Genomic DNA, 16522 nt, shown 5'->3' with positions numbered 1-16522 from the left:
ATGAGTGATTTATATAACATTGAAGTAACTCAGGGAACAAATCAGCCAGTGGTTGAAACTGATGTTTACAACGAAGAAACCCTATTATTTTATTTGAATAGATTTGGAGTGGTGAAATATTCAGATGACTATAACAGGCTCATAGCAGGGGAAAGGCTGCTGATTACCACATATAAAGAGCAACCTCTTTCTATTAGATTAATTCCATATTTTTCTTTAAATAAACAGCAAAAGCAGCTTGTAACTGTGCTAAAAATTTGTGCTGGTGTGCTTGTTGCTACTGCATTTATTTTAATCACAATGTTGCACACAATTAAGATTCTAATAATTTTAATGCCTAATGCTTTATTGCTTTGGTTCACCAGTAAAAAATTAGAAACAACCTCTTCAGAAAAATTTGAAGAAGTTACGAAGCGAGTGCTAACAATTTTGGTTGTTAGTATGATAGTGTTTTCACTTGTCGCATATATTATTATCTAAGAGGACTATAGAATGTCAGAATCAGATCTACAAAAACTGCAACGATTAAATCAAGAAATTAATACTCTAAAGGAAAAGATGGAATTAGAAGCGGATGAAAAAGCTCTATCAATAGGTAAATTTTTCATTGAGTTTTCTAAAGCAGATCCAAGCAAGGCTGAAAGTTTTTTAAAATTTTTAGATGATATTATTGAAGATAAAAAGGGCAATAAACTGGCAAAACGCAAAGATGCTAAAGCTATTGCTGAATATATTTCTTATGGTGTAAGTGAAAATAAATAGGGGTTTGCCATGATAGACAAGAAAGTTGAATATGCAATTACTTCTTTGGCGTTCCACGAAACAAAAAATATTTTGGCTGCAAGTAGTTATTCAACTGATACAGTCGAGATATTTAAAGTTGAAAATAACGCTCTTAAATCTGAAAAAGAATTAACGCTTAAAGGTGGGAATAATCCATTAAACAGCTTGATTTTTACAAATAACTTTCTTGTCTGCATAGATGATTTTTCTAAACAAATAAGTAAAATTAATTATAAAACTAATGAAATAGTAGCTATTTTTAGTCATGAACATTCAAGAGGATTTGAAAGTATAGACTGTTTAAAAGATTTTGAAGATCCACTGAAAAACTTATTTGTTCTAGGATCGAAAAAAATTCATCCACCAACAATAAAAAAACTTGGTTTAGTTGCTGAACATCAAAATTTAGAAAATATTTTTTTATTGGATAATGATTTAGTAAAAATTAAATCAACGTCTATACCTGGTAATGTGATTCAAACCAAGTTTAATGTTAATAAGAAAACAATACTTGTTATATCTAAATTTTTAAATGGCACTACACTTTATGTTCTTGATTTTAATTTAAATATATTGAATAAAGTACATTTATCAAATAGAAAATCACTAACTGCATTTTTAGAAATATCAAACAACAGTATTTTCATTGTTTTACAAATAAATCAGGATGGTATTAAGTCTGAATTTATCAAATTATCTGCTGATAATTTAAAAATAATTGAGAGCCATTGTTATGAAGATTCAAAATTTAGCGCAAATATTAAAGAATATATAAACAGTATTTTTTGTTATAAAAGCTATCTAATAACAGAGCTTTATTGTAGAGAAAAAGATAAAAGTGAGTTAAATTTTTATAATTTATTAGATGAAAATCTAGTGAAAAAAATTGATACTTTCGGTTTTATGGAGTCTATGGCATTTAATCAAAATTTAATGGCGTGGAGTGAAAACAATAAAATAAAAGTGATTGAAATTTCATGACAAGTATTAAAGATTTAGTTGACGCATCAAAAAATACATATCAATACCAGGCACATGCTAAAGAGAATGGCGTTAAAGATTATACGCTGTTTACAACTGCTTTTGATGAAAAATCGAATCATTCAGGGCTTTCATATATTAATGAAAATACTGGAGAAGTAATTTTAGCTCATAGAGGTACAGATTTTACAAAGATAAAGGACATTGTAACTGATTTGCAAATTGCTCTTAATTGGAAAGAAACAAAAGCAGATATGGCAGCAATGAAATTTACGGACTCTGTAATTGACGATTTAATTGATCAAGGTTTTGATATTAAAAAAGTCATTCAAACAGGGCATAGTCTTGGTGGAAGATTAGCACAGCATTGTTTGAAAAATCTAAAAGAAACGTCTGATTACAAGGCAGAATCAATCACATTTAACTCAGCAAGAGTTAGTAAGCATGATACAAAAGATAATGAATATGATCATTTAAATTTAAGAGCTAAAGGTAAAGGTTTTTTAAGCACAGATCTAGTTACTAGCTATGGAAGTCATTTAGGAAATACTATTGATATTGAACTTCCTGAAGTTAAAAATTTTGTCCAGGCTCATAGATTAACTACTTTTGATTTAATGGATATTCATTATCAAAAAGCATTTTCTGAAATACCTATTACAGATTTAATTAACCTAAGCAAAGAGAGCAATGATTTTAGTTTGTTGCAACCTAATGTGTTTAGTAATGTTGATAAGCTCAATAATGTTCTCGACATTGATTTAAACTCTAAAAATAATGCTATCGTTATTTCAGGTGAGCTAGGTAAAAATTATATTGGTGAAATTATTGCAGAAACGCCAAAAGAATATATTCAACAATTAGGGGAAAATTCGAGATTTTTTGCATTGCATGATAAGAATAATTTACAAAATTCTTTAAATATAGGTGATAAAGTTCAGATAAAATACCCTAAAGATGCGAATAAAAAAGCATCTATTGAAGATGGTTCTAAATCAAATATGAAATCAAAAACAAGGTAATTAACCAGTTATTTTCGGCCAAGAAAATTATTTTTCTTGGCTTTTTTTTGTCCAAACAATGGTAAAAATAATCTAGTTTTTTAAAACTTGTAAATTTTATATAAAAATATTGTTTCGTACGATACAATAAATATTATTTCATTTAATAATTATTCTTTATGACAAACAATCCAACAGAAGAGATTTATTTAAAATTACAAAGTGCTTTTCAAAAGTTCAATGATAGGCTTTTTGGCAGCACCCTTTCTAATTGCGTTATAACGCTTAGAGCCAATAAAAGAACGGCTGGATATTTCTATAAAAACCGTTTTGGCAGTAAAGCCAGCGAATCCTTATGCCATGAAATAGCGCTCAATCCCGAATGGTTCGGAGTTACAGAAAATATTGATATATATCAAACACTTGCGCATGAAATGACCCATCAATGGCAATTTGAATATGGAACACCTAGTAGGGCTGGATACCATAACGAAGAGTGGTCTGAAAAAATGCAGTCTATTGGTTTAATGCCATCTCATAATGGTAGGCAAGGCGGTAAAAAAACAGGGCAAAATATGAGTGACTATGTGATCAAAGGGGGGCTTTTAGAACAATCTTATAATGAATTGGTGAATGAAAATTGTATTGTCACCTGGTATGACAGAATCATTTTATCTTCCAATATTGCAGAACCAATAAAAGCTAAAATTGAAGAAGAAATTAAGCAAATACAATTAGATGGAGGTGATATAAATAAATTAAAAGAAAAGGAAATGATTATCACAGTGCTTTCAAAAATTGAGATTATTAAATCTACCCCAGCTGGCAATAATGCTGAAAAAAATAAGAGGAAGTACACTTGTAGAGGTTGTAAAAGTAATGTTTGGGGTAAACCTAATCTAAATTTAATTTGCGGTGATTGTCTGAGAAAATATGAATTAAATGAAATTTAAACCTAGTATTTATGTATTTAGACTATTTTTAAAAGGCAACTTGTAGTATAAATATTTCAAGAAAATGAAAAGCCCCATCGAACTCATTTACTTGGCGGTAAAATTCGACAGGGCTTTATAATCACTGGATCACGAACTTAGTAGCTTGGAGGGCTAGCCGTTGCAATCTGTAGACAATATTACAGTTTATAACGGCAATTGCAATAGAAAATCATACTTTGTATAAAAAAAACGAAAAAATTTTATACAATTGATTTGCAAATAGTTCCATTGCTACTCGTGATAAAACGAGAGTAAAGAAAAATGGGAAATGCCGTTTTAAATTTAGATCAATATGCGTTGTTTGAAACGCCTGAAGATCATATAAACTTTTTGCATAATAAAAAGTTAGCCGATAAAAAACCAGGAAATATAATTGCCTGGACTCCAAAAAACGAAAATCGAAAATGGCAAACTTTTACGCATGAAGAAGCACCTAAATTTATTCCATCTTTTGTAAATCAAGCTGACGTTTATGTAACTCCAAATGCTTTTTATGGCTGGAGAACAATTAAAAATTTACATACTCTTCAGGCTTTATTTATTGATATTGACTTGCATGACTTAGATTTTTCATTAGAAGAAAATATTTTAGTAATACCTGAATTAGTTGAAGATCGTTTAGATCGACTGGTTAGAGCTAAAATTCCTGAGCCAAATTGTATTGTTTATTCAGGTCGAGGAGTTCATTTTTACTGGCTTATTAATCCTACTCACCCCAATGCTTTACCACGCTGGCAAGCTTGTCAAAGGCGTTTAGTTGATGTTTGTGGAGCAGATAAACAAAGTGCAGATGCCACAAGAGTTTTAAGGCTTGTTGGCAGTACAAATAGTAAAGTAGATAATTTCACAGTCAGGGCAGAAGAGCGCCACAAAAACGTATTTGATTTTGATTGGTTACATGATCAAGTCATGCCCTTAACGAGGGAAGAACATAAGAAAAAAATAAGAGATATTAATGTATTACGTGCAAACAAAGGTTTAAAGCCTGTTAGAAACTCTAAAAATGCTGGAAGCATTTATGCACGTTGGTATTTAGTTTATCAAGATCTATTAATGATTATTGAATGCCAAATAAGTCTAAATGAAAAAGGCCCTGGTCTGCCAGCTGGTATGCGTGATCTTTTACTTTATCATTTAGCAAATGCCCTAAGCTGGTTCACTATTTCCGATGCACTTGAAAATGAAGTTGTAGAGTGTGCAAGAAAATTTACACCATCACTATCTTACCAAGAAGCCTTATCTTACTGTTCAAGCGTCATTAATCGAGCAAAAAAAACTAAGGTCGAGGGTAAAGAACATCGCTATCGTTATAAGCGTGAAACCCTTTATCGAGAGCTAAAAGATTTAATTCCTGAATCCATTCAGCCTAAATTAAGAGCTATTATTCCGAATGAATTAGCAAGGGAAAGAAAAATACAACAAATATTCGAATCAAGACGCGCTATTGGTGTTGTTGAGCGAAAAATTTATTTATCGCCAAGTCAAAAAAATAAAAATAATGCAGAAAAGTTGAAATCTCAAGGACTAAAATACAAGGAAATAGCACTAAAACTAAATCTTTCAATAGATACTATTAAAGGATATTTTAGAAAAAAATAAATTCTCAATATGCAAAATATTCAAACTATGCACATATACGCTTTAGGTTAAAAATTATTCCTTTCCTTTTGGCGTTTTAACAAACCTTGTGCTGCAAGCTTATTCCTGGGCCACAGCATTGCTTGTATTTGAATGAAACCTAAGTCAGTACGCCAAACAGTCAAACTATGCACGTACACGCTTCAGATCCGCAGCAGCAACGGCATTTAAAAAAAGTGTATGGTCTGTTGCCTTGTATAGTGGCGTTAGCCAGCCGTTCCTTTTCTGCTTAATGATGTGCGAGAGTAAAAAAGTATCATACTGGTTTACTCTCAAGTCTTTGATTTCATTTAGTAGCATAGAAGCCAAGAAATAATAAAGATTCATACTAAAGCTCTTAGTTATGAATCTTTTAAAGACTTATAGAGTAATAAAGTTTCATACTTAAAAGTATTTATATGTAACTTTATGCCAGTCTTATATTTTTCTAAAAAAACATAAGTTATTGATCTAAAAAAATATGCTTTGACCAGGTATCACTAGCTTGCTTCGTTGGCCAGTGATACCTTTTGCAACTACTGCTATCAATCGAGTATGAAACTTTATTACTTGGATGGAAAAAGCTAAACCAAAAACCATAGGAATGTTAATTAATCTCTAATGTTTCTTTGGCTTTTTCTAAAGTTGATAAATACCCAACAACTGTTTTGGAGTGAACTTTACTATCTGCGGTCTTGTAGGAAACTTTTATTGAATCTTCATTTTTGATAAAAATCACGTAATTGTATGATGATTTTGGATAAAGCGTTCCAAGTACATCAGTTTTTTTAGCCGATGAGTAATTTACTGCAACGTCTGTTACTGGCTGATCAGAGTTGTTTTTAATTAAAATATACCCATTACCCTCAGTTTTTTCACCGCATCCAACCAATAAAAAACCTGATAAAAATAAAATAGATATTTTCTTTATCATTTTTTCTCACCTTCTGAGTTCGTCCAAACCAATTTATCGTTTTTAATACGTAGCAGATCGCCAGCACTAGCTTGCTTCGTTGGCCAGTGATACCTTTTGCAACTACTGCTATCAATCGAGTATGAAACTTTATTACTTGGGATGATACTTTAATACTTAGTATGAAAGTTTATTACTCTCATACAAATGACCGCTTATGTGCTGCAAGCTTATTCCTGGGCCACAGCATTGCTTGTATTTGAATGAAACCTAAGTCAGTACGCCAAACAGTCAAACTATGCACGTACACGCTTCAGATCCGCAGCAGCAACGGCATTTAAAAAAAGTGTATGGTCTGTTGCCTTGTATAGTGGCGTTAGCCAGCCGTTCCTTTTCTGCTTAATGACCGCTTATGTGCTGCAAGCTTATTCCTGGGCCACAGCATTGCTTGTATTTGAATGAAACCTAAGTCAGTACGCCTGTAAGCATTCAAAAGAGTTTCATACTCAAGTAGCACCAAAGCTATTGATTTAAGAAAAACACAAACAAAAAAGATTCATACTCGATTAATCAAATATGAATCCTGAAACATTTAAGATCAAAAAAGTATCATCCTTGTCAGTTCCAAAAATTAATTAGAGTGGCTATATCAAAAATCAATGTGTTACTACTCAAATTTCACAGTAATAAATTAGAGTAGCAACCGAAATAAGAAAGAGTAGCTTGCTGTTTTCCACTAATAAGCAGGATTAAACTTCATAAACCTTGCAGTCATTTTCATACTGATCGCCAATGATTACAGTGCTTGGCTCTAAGCGATAACTAATTTCATCACTATAGCCATTTTCTAAAATTGACTTAATAATAGCTTGAGCTTTCTTTGTTGCTTCTGCTATATCACGATCTTTCCATTGAGGTGTAAAGGTACTTTCCCATTGATGAACAATATGGATTTCATCTTCATCACTTAATTCTTCATCAAAAATCACGACTGAATGAACAAGTAGTTCCTCGCCTTTGTAGTTGGTCAAGTCACTTTGTTCTGCCTTAGAAAATCCAATTCTTAAATCCATGCCGTTTTACTCCAATCTATTTATGTAAACTCTCGTTTATTTGTGGAACTGACAATCCTGAATGACACTAACTAAAGGTTAAAGAGCGTAAATCAGAAATTTTAATTTGTAATTTCCCTTTATGATTGGTTAAAACTCCAGTACCACAAACAGTTTTAAAAAGTTTGTTTAAACCTATAGTTTGATTGTTTGCATAAAAATAAAACTTCTGATAAGGGTGTGGACTATCCAAATTAATAAAGGTATCACTCTTAATAGTAGTAATTTCGGCAACCTTTCCACAAACAGTAACTTTTTTACCTACATGCCCTGAAAGTTGATCAGTTGTAAGCTTATGATTTGCCAATACTCCGAATGATATGGGAAGTAATAATAAGACTAAATATTTCAATTTAAACTCCTTAATTTAGCTATTAATTGTCATACTCAAGTAGTATCTATTTATTTAATTCACATTTGAAATTAACTGACTTTACACTTGCATATATTTTAGCGGACGGATACTCCTCACCTTGAGTTCCAATTTGCAGTAAATTACCGTACACATCTTTAAAATTAAAAATACATGGAGCAGAACCCATGCCTGAACATTGCTCTATTTCATGGTATCCTTTTTCCCAAAATCCCCATCCATTACCTGAATACATCAATTCATCTTTTGCCTTATTAAAGTGTAAAGTTTGAAATGGTTGCCAGTGATTAATAAGGAGTTGTTTTCTAGCTGAATGATAATCAAGGCTAATAATGTTTGGAACATTCGCATGTTTTTGGGGATAGCAAACTTCATTTGCAAATGAAGTTGTTATACTTAATATACTTACGAAAAATAATAAAATTAATTTCATTATTCACCCTCTACTTCATTCATATAAAATTTAATGGATTTATTACCAATTCCTATTGCTTGAACGTCTGATTGTATTTGCTTTAAACTCACATTTTTCTTTATTAAGCACAGGTCGGCATCACGACAATAATCACCAAGTGTTTCATATTTTCTTTGAATTGGGATTAACTCAGCTTCTACAAATAGTTGGCGGTCATTAATTTTTGAATTAATCTCAGGCTCAGGCTCAGGCTCAGGCTCAGGCTCAGGAATTGAATCAACAATTAGAGTAAAATCATATTTAGTTTTATCAGATTTACCAAATAAAACCCCCAATAAGTCTAAATATTTTGAGTTATCGTCAATAAAACAAAGAGAGCTAACCCTACACATTTCTATCATTTCATCACTTGGCGGATAGTAATCTTGTGAATATTCATTTTTGCTAAACTTATAACCAAAGAAAGCCAAAATCCCTATAATTACCAAACTATTAACGAAGATAAGTTTTGTAATTAAACTGCTATTTTTCCTAACCATTACAGTTTGTGTTTTATCTTCTTCCATATTCATTTTGTCATACTCGTTTCAATAGAAAACCAAACACAAATATGACAAAAACTAGAGCCGAAATTATTATTTTCGGGTGAAAAAACATGTTCAATATTTATAACTTTATAAGCAGGATGCTTTGAAAAAAAATTATTAATTTCTTCCATAGTGTTATTTAAATTGCGTTCATACTTAGGATTAGGAGATTGCAATTGAAACATTTTATATTTAATCATAATTAAAGCCTTTAGTTAATAATTGGAGTTCCATAGGAAATAGTTAAAACTTATTTATGTTTGAGTTAATGCCTTTTCTAAAGCTGTTACAGCCCAATCAGGACAGGGGCGTGAGCTTGGCTTACTTGGCTCACTGAGCCATGATCTAACAGTCCGTACCGAGCATGGGCGTTGTGTCTGAATACACAGTAATTCAGCACTTCTAGCTTGAGATATATTGTGTACTGCAAGCAAAGTCTTGAATTTTTCTCGATTATCCATTGATCTATTTTTCTAATTGAATAAATACATTGTCACGTTCAGATTTTATAGTGATGCTTAAGCCAGCTATGAATTTGCTACTGCTATTATTTTATCTTCAATATCTTCAAAACTCATATCCTCATTAGCAATAAATATTGTTTGAAAACAATCGGTTTTGTATTGGTTGAGATCAAAGCTAAAGTAATAAATTGCTGTTCCTTTTTCGACTTTCTCTATTCTATGTATGTATGAAACCCGCAATAGCTGTTTATGTAATTTAACAAGCTTGTCTGATGCATTGGCTGTTATGTTTTCATATACCGAACCGAATGCACTTATCCTTGCAGTTCTTATTTCGTGGCTTCTTTTTTCATCTGAATTAAACATTTTTATACCTCTTTTAGATTTATAACATTAATTTCGATCTAACAATAATAGGCACTTGTGCCTATTATGTCAAACTATTTAACTTAGTCCAGTGTGAATCTTTTTTGTTCAGTATGACACTCTATTGTTCAGTGTGATTCTTAATTGTTTGCTTACAACGCCAAACAGTCAAACTATGCACGTACACGCTTCAGATCCGCAGCAGCAACGGTATTTAAAAAAAGTGTATGGTCTGTTGCCTTGTATAGTGGCGTTAGCCAGCCGTTCCTTTTCTGCTTAATGACCGCTTATGTGCTGCAAGCTTATTCCTGGGCCACAGCATTGCTTGTATTTGAATGAAACCTAAGTCAGTACGCCAAACAGTCAAACTATGCACGTACACGCTTCAGATCCGCAGCAGCAACGGCATTTAAAAAAAGTGTATGGTCTGTTGCCTTGTATAGTGGCGTTAGCCAGCCGTTCCTTTTCTGCTTAATGACCGCTTATGTGCTGCAAGCTTATTCCTGGGCCACAGCATTGCTTGTATTTGAATGAAACCTAAGTCAGTACGCCAAACAGTCAAACTATGCACGTACACGCTTCAGATCCGCAGCAGCAACGGTATTTAAAAAAAGTGTATGGTCTGTTGCCTTGTATAGTGGCGTTAGCCAGCCGTTCCTTTTCTGCTTAATGACCGCTTATGTGCTGCAAGCTTATTCCTGGGCCACAGCATTGCTTGTATTTGAATGAAACCTAAGTCAGTACGCCAAACAGTCAAACTATGCACGTACACGCTTCAGATCCGCAGCAGCAACGGCATTTAAAAAAAGTGTATGGTCTGTTGCCTTGTATAGTGGCGTTAGCCAGCCGTTCCTTTTCTGCTTAATGACCGCTTATGTGCTGCAAGCTTATTCCTGGGCCACAGCATTGCTTGTATTTGAATGAAACCTAAGTCAGTACGCCAAACAGTCAAACTATGCACGTACACGCTTCAGATCCGCAGCAGCAACGGCATTTAAAAAAAGTGTATGGTCTGTTGCCTTGTATAGTGGCGTTAGCCAGCCGTTCCTTTTCTGCTTAATGACCGCTTATGTGCTGCAAGCTTATTCCTGGGCCACAGCATTCTTGTATTTGAATGAAACCTAAGTCAGTACGCCAAACAGTCAAACTATGCACGTACACGCTTCAGATCCACAGCAGCAACGGCATTTAAAAAAAGTGTATGGTCTGTTGCCTTGTATAGTGGCGTTAGCCAGCCGTTCCTTTTCTGCTTAATGACCGCTTATGTGCTGCAAGCTTATTCCTGGGCCACAGCATTGCTTGTATTTGAATGAAACCTAAGTCAGTACGCCAAACAGTCAAACTATGCACGTACACGCTTCAGATCCGCAGCAGCAACGGCATTTAAAAAAAGTGTATGGTCTTGGGTGTCACAATGAGGGCATGTGGGTTGTTCTTTTCCCCACCGCATTTCTTTGAACAATAAGAAAGCTTGTTCATGGGTGATTTGCATAATTTCATATACAGATAAAGTACGAGCCTTTGCTGATAGTAGGAAATGTTGCTTAGATTCTTTTTTCATAAAATCACCCATCACAAACAAGATATGCTTAATATATTGTAATAGTTTTAATCATCAAATATAATGATTTAAAATATTATAGCGACATGCTATGTCGTTTATCTTTTATGAGGTCAAACCGTGAGTGACGATGAATGGAAAGACTATGCCAAAGGCTTAATTAAGGCAGAAATTGCCCGAAAAAATATAAGCCTGATTGATCTATCCAAAAAGCTTGAAGCAATGGGTATATCAGAAACACCACAAAACATTAGCAATAAGATCAATCGTGGCACTTTTGGAGCAATATTTATGCTTCAAATTCTCAAAGCGGTTGGTTGTAAAGAAATACGACTTTAAATTTCACTTAACACTAAAAACAGGATTTATTCATGTCTGATAATTCACTCAAAAAAGGTAGATACACTCGTCATAGCAACAAAATTGGGCTTTATTCCACAAGCCATGATCGAATTGGTTTCTTAAATAATAATAACGATGTAGTTTTAAGCTTCCCTTTTAAAGATACTGTGCTTGAAGCAGGTATGAAAAAAGAAGATACAGGGCGTGAAGAACGTTTTTTACACCAAGAGGTTGATGGTGCTGATATTGATACCCTGTTTGAGCCTAAAGTGTTGAGTAATATGCAAATTTTAGGTAATAATCAATCCAATCTCAACATGGATTTCTTTGGTGAGAATGGAAATTTACAACAAAATTTATTGATTAAAGGCAATAACTTACTTGCTTTACATTCTTTAAGTGGACGATTAGCAGGCAAGGTTAAGCTCATCTACATCGACCCACCATATAATACTGGCAATGATAGCTTTAAATATAACGATAGTTTTAATCATTCATCGTGGCTTACATTTATGAAAAATCGTCTTGAAATAGCAAGAGATTTACTAAGTGATGATGGCTCTATATTTGTTCAGATTGATTCTTTTGAAGAATCTTATCTTAAAGTGTTGATGGATGAGGTTTTCGGAAGTGAAAATTTTAGAAATAAAATAAGTTGGAAGCGTAAAGGTGGTAGTTCAAATCCGTCAAATCAACTAGCTAATGTTGTTGAGTGGATTTTATGGTATTCCAAAGACTCTAATTTAATGGACTATACCCCTATTTACTCACTAGATGATGAAAATACAAAAAAATATATTAAAGAGCGTTTTACAAATACAGATGAAGATGGTCGCTTATACATGAAATCCCCTATACAAAGTCCTAACTATAGGGAAAACCTTATTTATGACTACAAGGGTTATAAAACACCTCAAAAGGGATATTCTGTATCAAGAGAAGTAATGGAAAAATGGGATAAAGAAGGAAGATTAGACTTCCCTAATTCTAAAGATAAAAACATCAATAGAAAAATATTTTTAGATGAGTATAAAGGGCAACCCATTAACTCATTATGGACTGATATATATGTAATTAACCCTATGTCAACGGAGCGTTTAGAGTTTACATCGGGGCAGAAGCCCGAAGCTTTACTTCAAAGAATAATAACTATGGTAACAAAAGAAGGTGACATTGTTCTCGACTACCATCTAGGTTCAGGTACGACTTGCGCTGTCGCTCATAAAATGGGTCGCAGATGGATTGGTATTGAGCAAATGGACTACATTGAAGACATTACCAAAGAACGCTTAAAGAAAGTAATTGAGGGTGAACAAGGTGGTATTTCTAAGGCAGTTGGTTGGCAAGGTGGTGGTTCATTTGTCTATTTTGAGCTTAAAAAATACAACCAAGACTTTTTAGATAAAATCATGATTGCCAATAGTAAAGGTGAGCTAGATGAAGTCTACAATGAAATGGCTAAAAATGCCTTCTTGAAGTTTTGGTTCGATAAAAATGAATTTGAAAAAGATGAAAACTTCCGTTCATTGGATTTAGATCAACGTAAAGAATTACTCATCGGTATTTTGGATGAGAACCAACTTTATCTTAATTATGCTGATATGCGTGATAGTCGTTACCATGTCACAGATGAAGAAATGGCTTTAACCGACCTATTCTATGGGGTGAACAATGACTAAACCCACTAAAACACAGAATAGTAAAACTAAAGTTAAAGATACTTTGTCACAGTTCTTATTTAATCAAATTGAATCGAATCCTGAATATCAGAAATGGGTCAGAGATTATCAACTGCCGACTTATATTACCGATAACCTTTCAAAGACATTGCGAGATTATCAGGAAGTTGCCATCAAGCACTTTATTTGGCTATTTGAGCAAGACCACAATCAAGCAAAGCACTTACTGTTCAATATGGCGACAGGTACAGGTAAGACGCTCACAATGGCTGCTGCTATTCTGTATCTATATCAAAAAGGCTACCGCAATTTTGTATTCTTGGTACACCAATTGCAAATTAAAAATCAGGCGGTAAAAAACTTCACCGATTATAAATTTGCCAAATATCTATTTAATCCGAAAGGGGTTAAATTAAACGGTAAAACCATTAATATTCGTGCAATTGATCGGTTTCAGGATGCCCAAAAAGATGCGATTAACTTCATGTTTTTCAGCACCGCACTTTTATACAACCGCCTAACAGAAGACAAGGAAAATAGCTTAACTGCTCAGGATTTTGCGGATAATGCTGTTGTTGTGATTGCGGATGAAGCACACCGTTTAAACGTGGATACACGCAAAAAACTCAAGAAAACTGAAGAAGAAGATATTCGTAATTGGGAAACGGCAGTTCAATCGGCAATCTATGCTCGTCCTGATAATTTACTGTTAGAGTTTACCGCTACCGTAGATTTAGCAAATCCACTCATCCATAAAAAATACCGTGATAAGTTGATTCATCGTTACGATTTTCTGCAATTTAACAAAGATGGGTACAGCAAAGAAGTCGGCTTTCTTTATAACGAAGAAACACAGATTGAAGATCAAAAGCGGTTATTGGTCATCAATGCAGTCGTGATGAGTGAGTACCGCAGATTACTCGCTGAACGAGAAATGAATGTTCAGGTTAATCCCATTATTTTGATTAAATCAACCAAAATTGCCAAAAGTGAAGAAGATCGAGATTTTTTCCATAAGGTGATCAGCTCACTAAAAGTAAGTGATTTAGATCATTTAAAAAAATTAGGTGTAGGCACACAGCAATCGCTCGTAGAAATAGATCGAAACCGCTTTATTAATCAAATGTTTAGTTGGCTTGGTTCACGAAAATCAGGGTTGTTATCCTCCCAAGACCCTGATGGCTTAAATGCGTTTATTGCTGAAATTAAAATGCGTTTCCGTGAAGATAACAGCATGACGTATAACAGTCAAAAAAAAGAAAAAGCGGATTTACTCCCACTACTCGATAGTCCAAGAAACGTGATTCGAGCAATTTTTTCTGTCAACGCACTGAATGAGGGTTGGGATGTACTCAGCCTATTTGACATTATTCATTTTGATATTTCAGAATCTAAAAAAGTATCGCTACAAGATATTCAGCTTATTGGTCGTGGTGCAAGGTTGTGTCCATATAAATTACCGAGATCCTATAAGATTTCTCAAAATGGTGGGCTGTTTGATGAAGAACATAGTTATGAGTTCGACCCATTCAAGCGTAAATTTGATAATGCACCGTATGAGCATGGGCGTATTTTAGAAACTTTCTTCTACCACTTTGTTAAAACAGGGACTTTTTTAGATAACCTACAATATGCCTTACTTGATGAAGGTATTGTCAATAAGAGCATGGAAAAACGGACGATTAAGCTCAAGTCTGAATTTCTCAACAGTGAAACCTATAAAAAAGGTTTTGTATTGGTCAATCAACAGTTATACCGCAGTAAAACAACGGATACGGAGATTGATGCCACTTTTAAAAGGGAAATCAAAGCCAGTACCTACCGACTTTATACAAGAAGTTTAACGGATAAAGAGCAAAATAATATTCAGGCAGGGATTCAGTATAAAACCATTCATTTAACCGATGAATACTTTTCCCCGTTAATTATCCGCAAGGCATTAATGTCAGCAGAAAACAATTTCTTTCGATTTAATAATCTGAAAAATCACATTGTTGGGATAAAAAGTATTGATGAATTGATCGAAAAGTATCTACCTTTATATGAAATTAAATATTCGTATTCAGAAGGTAAGGACATTAACCAACTTGAAGCGCATGAAAAACTGCAATTATTGGTCGGTGTGATTTTACCCGAAGTGCGTAAAGCCATAGATCGGCACATGCCACAGATTACAGGAAGTCATATTTTTAGACCTAAATCACTATCCTCTATCTTTCAGCAAGAAAAGAACATCTACTTGGTTTCGTTCCCTATCCAAGATTCAGATGGTGAAACGAGTGATCATGCACCTGATGAACGTGCAAAACCACAGTCAAGCCATGACAACCCCGATCTACAGTTTGATGTTGAAACTGCCGATTGGTACGCCTACAGTGAAAACTATGGCACAAGTGAAGAAAAACGCTTTGTTAAGTTTGTTGCAACTCAAATTGACGAGCTTAAATCACGCTACAAGGGTGCAGAGATTTACCTGATACGGAATGAACTCGATTATTGGTTGTTTAGCCCTAAAGATGGTCGTAGATTCAGCCCTGACTACATGCTGATCATTAATGATGCTGAAAATAGTGAAATGTACTATCAATGCTTAATTGAGCCTAAAGGTGGTCATTTGCTTGAAAAGGATACTTGGAAAGAGGAAGTATTGATAAGTTTGGATGATGAAAGCCAAATTGTTTTTGACGCAGAACAAGATGATTCAAAAAACTATGTTGAGTTCTTAAATGAAGTCAAATCTTATGGTTATAAAGAGGTCAAATGTTTAGGTTTTAAATTTTATAATACTGAACCACGATCTGAGTCTGATTTTGCTATTGATTTTCACAATAGAATGCCGAGTTAAACTCGGCTTTTTTTATCACAGGTATTTGATTAGCATATTTTTGTGTGGTTGCTACATAATATCGAAAAAAAGTGTATGGTCTGTTGCCTTGTATAGTGGCGTTAGCCAGCCGTTCCTTTTCTGCTTAATGACCGCTTATGTGCTGCAAGCTTATTCCTGGGCCACAGCATTCTTGTATTTGAATGAAACCTAAGTCAGTACGCCAAACAGTCAAACTATGCACGTACACGCTTCAGATCCACAGCAGCAACGGCATTTAAAAAAAGTGTATGGTCTGTTGCCTTGTATAGTGGCGTTAGCCAGCCGTTCCTTTTCTGCTTAATGACCGCTTATGTGCTGCAAGCTTATTCCTGGGCCACAGCATTCTTGTATTTGAATGAAACCTAAGTCAGTACGCCAAACAGTCAAACTATGCACGTACACGCTTCAGATCCACAGCAGCAACGGCATTTAAAAAAAGTGTATGGTCTGTTGCCTTGTATAGTGGC

The 16522-nt window shown here is 34.0% G+C and carries 16 protein-coding genes; 9 read left to right on the top strand and 7 right to left on the bottom strand.

The window, feature by feature from the left end; translation table 11 throughout:
• The 6 genes from MST17_RS16830 (at position 1) to MST17_RS16805 (ending at position 5359) form a co-directional block, all read left to right on the top strand.
• Entirely contained in the window at positions 1-480 is a 480-nt protein-coding gene (locus tag MST17_RS16830) for a hypothetical protein (protein WP_180027095.1), read from the top strand.
• A 12-nt stretch (positions 481-492) separates the two neighbouring features.
• Complete coding sequence (locus tag MST17_RS16825; protein ID WP_180027096.1) at positions 493-762, top strand: hypothetical protein; 270 nt, start codon at positions 493-495, stop codon at positions 760-762.
• Positions 763-771: 9 nt separating this feature from the next.
• Complete coding sequence (locus MST17_RS16820; RefSeq protein ID WP_180027097.1) at positions 772-1764, top strand: hypothetical protein; 993 nt, start codon at positions 772-774, stop codon at positions 1762-1764.
• The gene (locus MST17_RS16815) at positions 1761-2786 is read left to right on the top strand and encodes a DUF2974 domain-containing protein (protein WP_180027098.1); all 1026 of its coding nucleotides are present in this window, start codon (positions 1761-1763) and stop codon (positions 2784-2786) included. Before MST17_RS16820 ends, MST17_RS16815 begins: the two co-directional genes overlap by 4 nt.
• A gap of 158 nt (positions 2787-2944) precedes the next feature.
• Positions 2945-3718, top strand: a complete 774-nt coding sequence (locus MST17_RS16810) for a SprT-like domain-containing protein (protein ID WP_180027099.1) — start codon at positions 2945-2947, stop codon at positions 3716-3718.
• 303 nt (positions 3719-4021) lie between these two features.
• Positions 4022-5359, top strand: coding sequence for a DNA-primase RepB domain-containing protein (locus tag MST17_RS16805; RefSeq protein WP_180027100.1), 1338 nt, complete (start codon positions 4022-4024; stop codon positions 5357-5359).
• A 625-nt stretch (positions 5360-5984) separates the two neighbouring features.
• On the opposite strand, the gene MST17_RS16800 is transcribed toward MST17_RS16805, so the two are convergent.
• From MST17_RS16800 to MST17_RS16770, 7 genes are all read right to left on the bottom strand, one after another.
• Complete coding sequence (locus MST17_RS16800) at positions 5985-6311, bottom strand: hypothetical protein (protein ID WP_180027101.1); 327 nt, start codon at positions 6309-6311, stop codon at positions 5985-5987.
• 728 nt (positions 6312-7039) lie between these two features.
• The gene (locus MST17_RS16795; protein ID WP_180027102.1) at positions 7040-7363 is read right to left on the bottom strand and encodes a hypothetical protein; all 324 of its coding nucleotides are present in this window, start codon (positions 7361-7363) and stop codon (positions 7040-7042) included.
• Between the two features lie 67 nt (positions 7364-7430).
• Positions 7431-7754, bottom strand: coding sequence for a hypothetical protein (locus MST17_RS16790; RefSeq protein WP_180027103.1), 324 nt, complete (start codon positions 7752-7754; stop codon positions 7431-7433).
• Between the two features lie 46 nt (positions 7755-7800).
• Positions 7801-8208: a hypothetical protein gene (locus MST17_RS16785; RefSeq protein ID WP_180027104.1), complete on the bottom strand. Its 408-nt coding sequence runs from the start codon at positions 8206-8208 to the stop codon at positions 7801-7803.
• Complete coding sequence (locus MST17_RS16780) at positions 8208-8756, bottom strand: hypothetical protein (RefSeq protein WP_180027105.1); 549 nt, start codon at positions 8754-8756, stop codon at positions 8208-8210. The genes MST17_RS16785 and MST17_RS16780 overlap by 1 nt, the downstream gene beginning before the upstream one ends.
• A 548-nt stretch (positions 8757-9304) precedes the next feature.
• Positions 9305-9607: a hypothetical protein gene (locus MST17_RS16775; RefSeq protein ID WP_180027107.1), complete on the bottom strand. Its 303-nt coding sequence runs from the start codon at positions 9605-9607 to the stop codon at positions 9305-9307.
• Between the two features lie 1342 nt (positions 9608-10949).
• On the bottom strand, positions 10950-11168 hold the full coding sequence (locus tag MST17_RS16770) for a transposase (RefSeq protein ID WP_257224055.1): 219 nt from the start codon (positions 11166-11168) through the stop codon (positions 10950-10952).
• A gap of 120 nt (positions 11169-11288) precedes the next feature.
• Between MST17_RS16770 and MST17_RS16765 the strand changes: the two genes are divergently transcribed.
• From MST17_RS16765 to MST17_RS16755, 3 genes are read left to right on the top strand one after another with little or no spacing between them, the layout of a single operon-like run.
• The gene (locus MST17_RS16765) at positions 11289-11507 is read left to right on the top strand and encodes a DUF6471 domain-containing protein (RefSeq protein ID WP_180027370.1); all 219 of its coding nucleotides are present in this window, start codon (positions 11289-11291) and stop codon (positions 11505-11507) included.
• A gap of 32 nt (positions 11508-11539) precedes the next feature.
• The gene (locus MST17_RS16760) at positions 11540-13189 is read left to right on the top strand and encodes a site-specific DNA-methyltransferase (RefSeq protein WP_180027369.1); all 1650 of its coding nucleotides are present in this window, start codon (positions 11540-11542) and stop codon (positions 13187-13189) included.
• The gene (locus MST17_RS16755; RefSeq protein WP_180027368.1) at positions 13182-16034 is read left to right on the top strand and encodes a DEAD/DEAH box helicase family protein; all 2853 of its coding nucleotides are present in this window, start codon (positions 13182-13184) and stop codon (positions 16032-16034) included. The genes MST17_RS16760 and MST17_RS16755 overlap by 8 nt, the downstream gene beginning before the upstream one ends.
• The last annotated feature ends 488 nt before the right edge of the window (positions 16035-16522 follow it).

This window comes from Acinetobacter sp. YH16056_T (genome assembly GCF_024605895.1).
Lineage (GTDB): Bacteria > Pseudomonadota > Gammaproteobacteria > Pseudomonadales > Moraxellaceae > Acinetobacter > Acinetobacter amyesii.
The sequence above is the reverse complement of the archived record's forward strand: the minus strand, read 5'-3'. Positions and strand labels throughout refer to the sequence as shown.

Excerpts from the sequence above, each read along its gene's own strand:
- MST17_RS16830 (WP_180027095.1), top strand. The coding sequence starts at position 1 with ATGAGTGATTTATATAACATTGAAGTAACTCAGGGAACAAATCAGCCA.
- MST17_RS16825 (WP_180027096.1), top strand. The coding sequence starts at position 493 with ATGTCAGAATCAGATCTACAAAAACTGCAACGATTAAATCAAGAAATT.
- MST17_RS16820 (WP_180027097.1), top strand. The coding sequence starts at position 772 with ATGATAGACAAGAAAGTTGAATATGCAATTACTTCTTTGGCGTTCCAC.
- MST17_RS16815 (WP_180027098.1), top strand. The coding sequence starts at position 1,761 with ATGACAAGTATTAAAGATTTAGTTGACGCATCAAAAAATACATATCAA.
- MST17_RS16810 (WP_180027099.1), top strand. The coding sequence starts at position 2,945 with ATGACAAACAATCCAACAGAAGAGATTTATTTAAAATTACAAAGTGCT.
- MST17_RS16805 (WP_180027100.1), top strand. The coding sequence starts at position 4,022 with ATGGGAAATGCCGTTTTAAATTTAGATCAATATGCGTTGTTTGAAACG.
- MST17_RS16800 (WP_180027101.1), bottom strand. The coding sequence starts at position 6,311 with ATGATAAAGAAAATATCTATTTTATTTTTATCAGGTTTTTTATTGGTT.
- MST17_RS16795 (WP_180027102.1), bottom strand. The coding sequence starts at position 7,363 with ATGGATTTAAGAATTGGATTTTCTAAGGCAGAACAAAGTGACTTGACC.
- MST17_RS16785 (WP_180027104.1), bottom strand. The coding sequence starts at position 8,208 with ATGAAATTAATTTTATTATTTTTCGTAAGTATATTAAGTATAACAACT.
- MST17_RS16780 (WP_180027105.1), bottom strand. The coding sequence starts at position 8,756 with ATGGAAGAAGATAAAACACAAACTGTAATGGTTAGGAAAAATAGCAGT.
- MST17_RS16775 (WP_180027107.1), bottom strand. The coding sequence starts at position 9,607 with ATGTTTAATTCAGATGAAAAAAGAAGCCACGAAATAAGAACTGCAAGG.
- MST17_RS16770 (WP_257224055.1), bottom strand. The coding sequence starts at position 11,168 with ATGAAAAAAGAATCTAAGCAACATTTCCTACTATCAGCAAAGGCTCGT.
- MST17_RS16760 (WP_180027369.1), top strand. The coding sequence starts at position 11,540 with ATGTCTGATAATTCACTCAAAAAAGGTAGATACACTCGTCATAGCAAC.
- MST17_RS16755 (WP_180027368.1), top strand. The coding sequence starts at position 13,182 with ATGACTAAACCCACTAAAACACAGAATAGTAAAACTAAAGTTAAAGAT.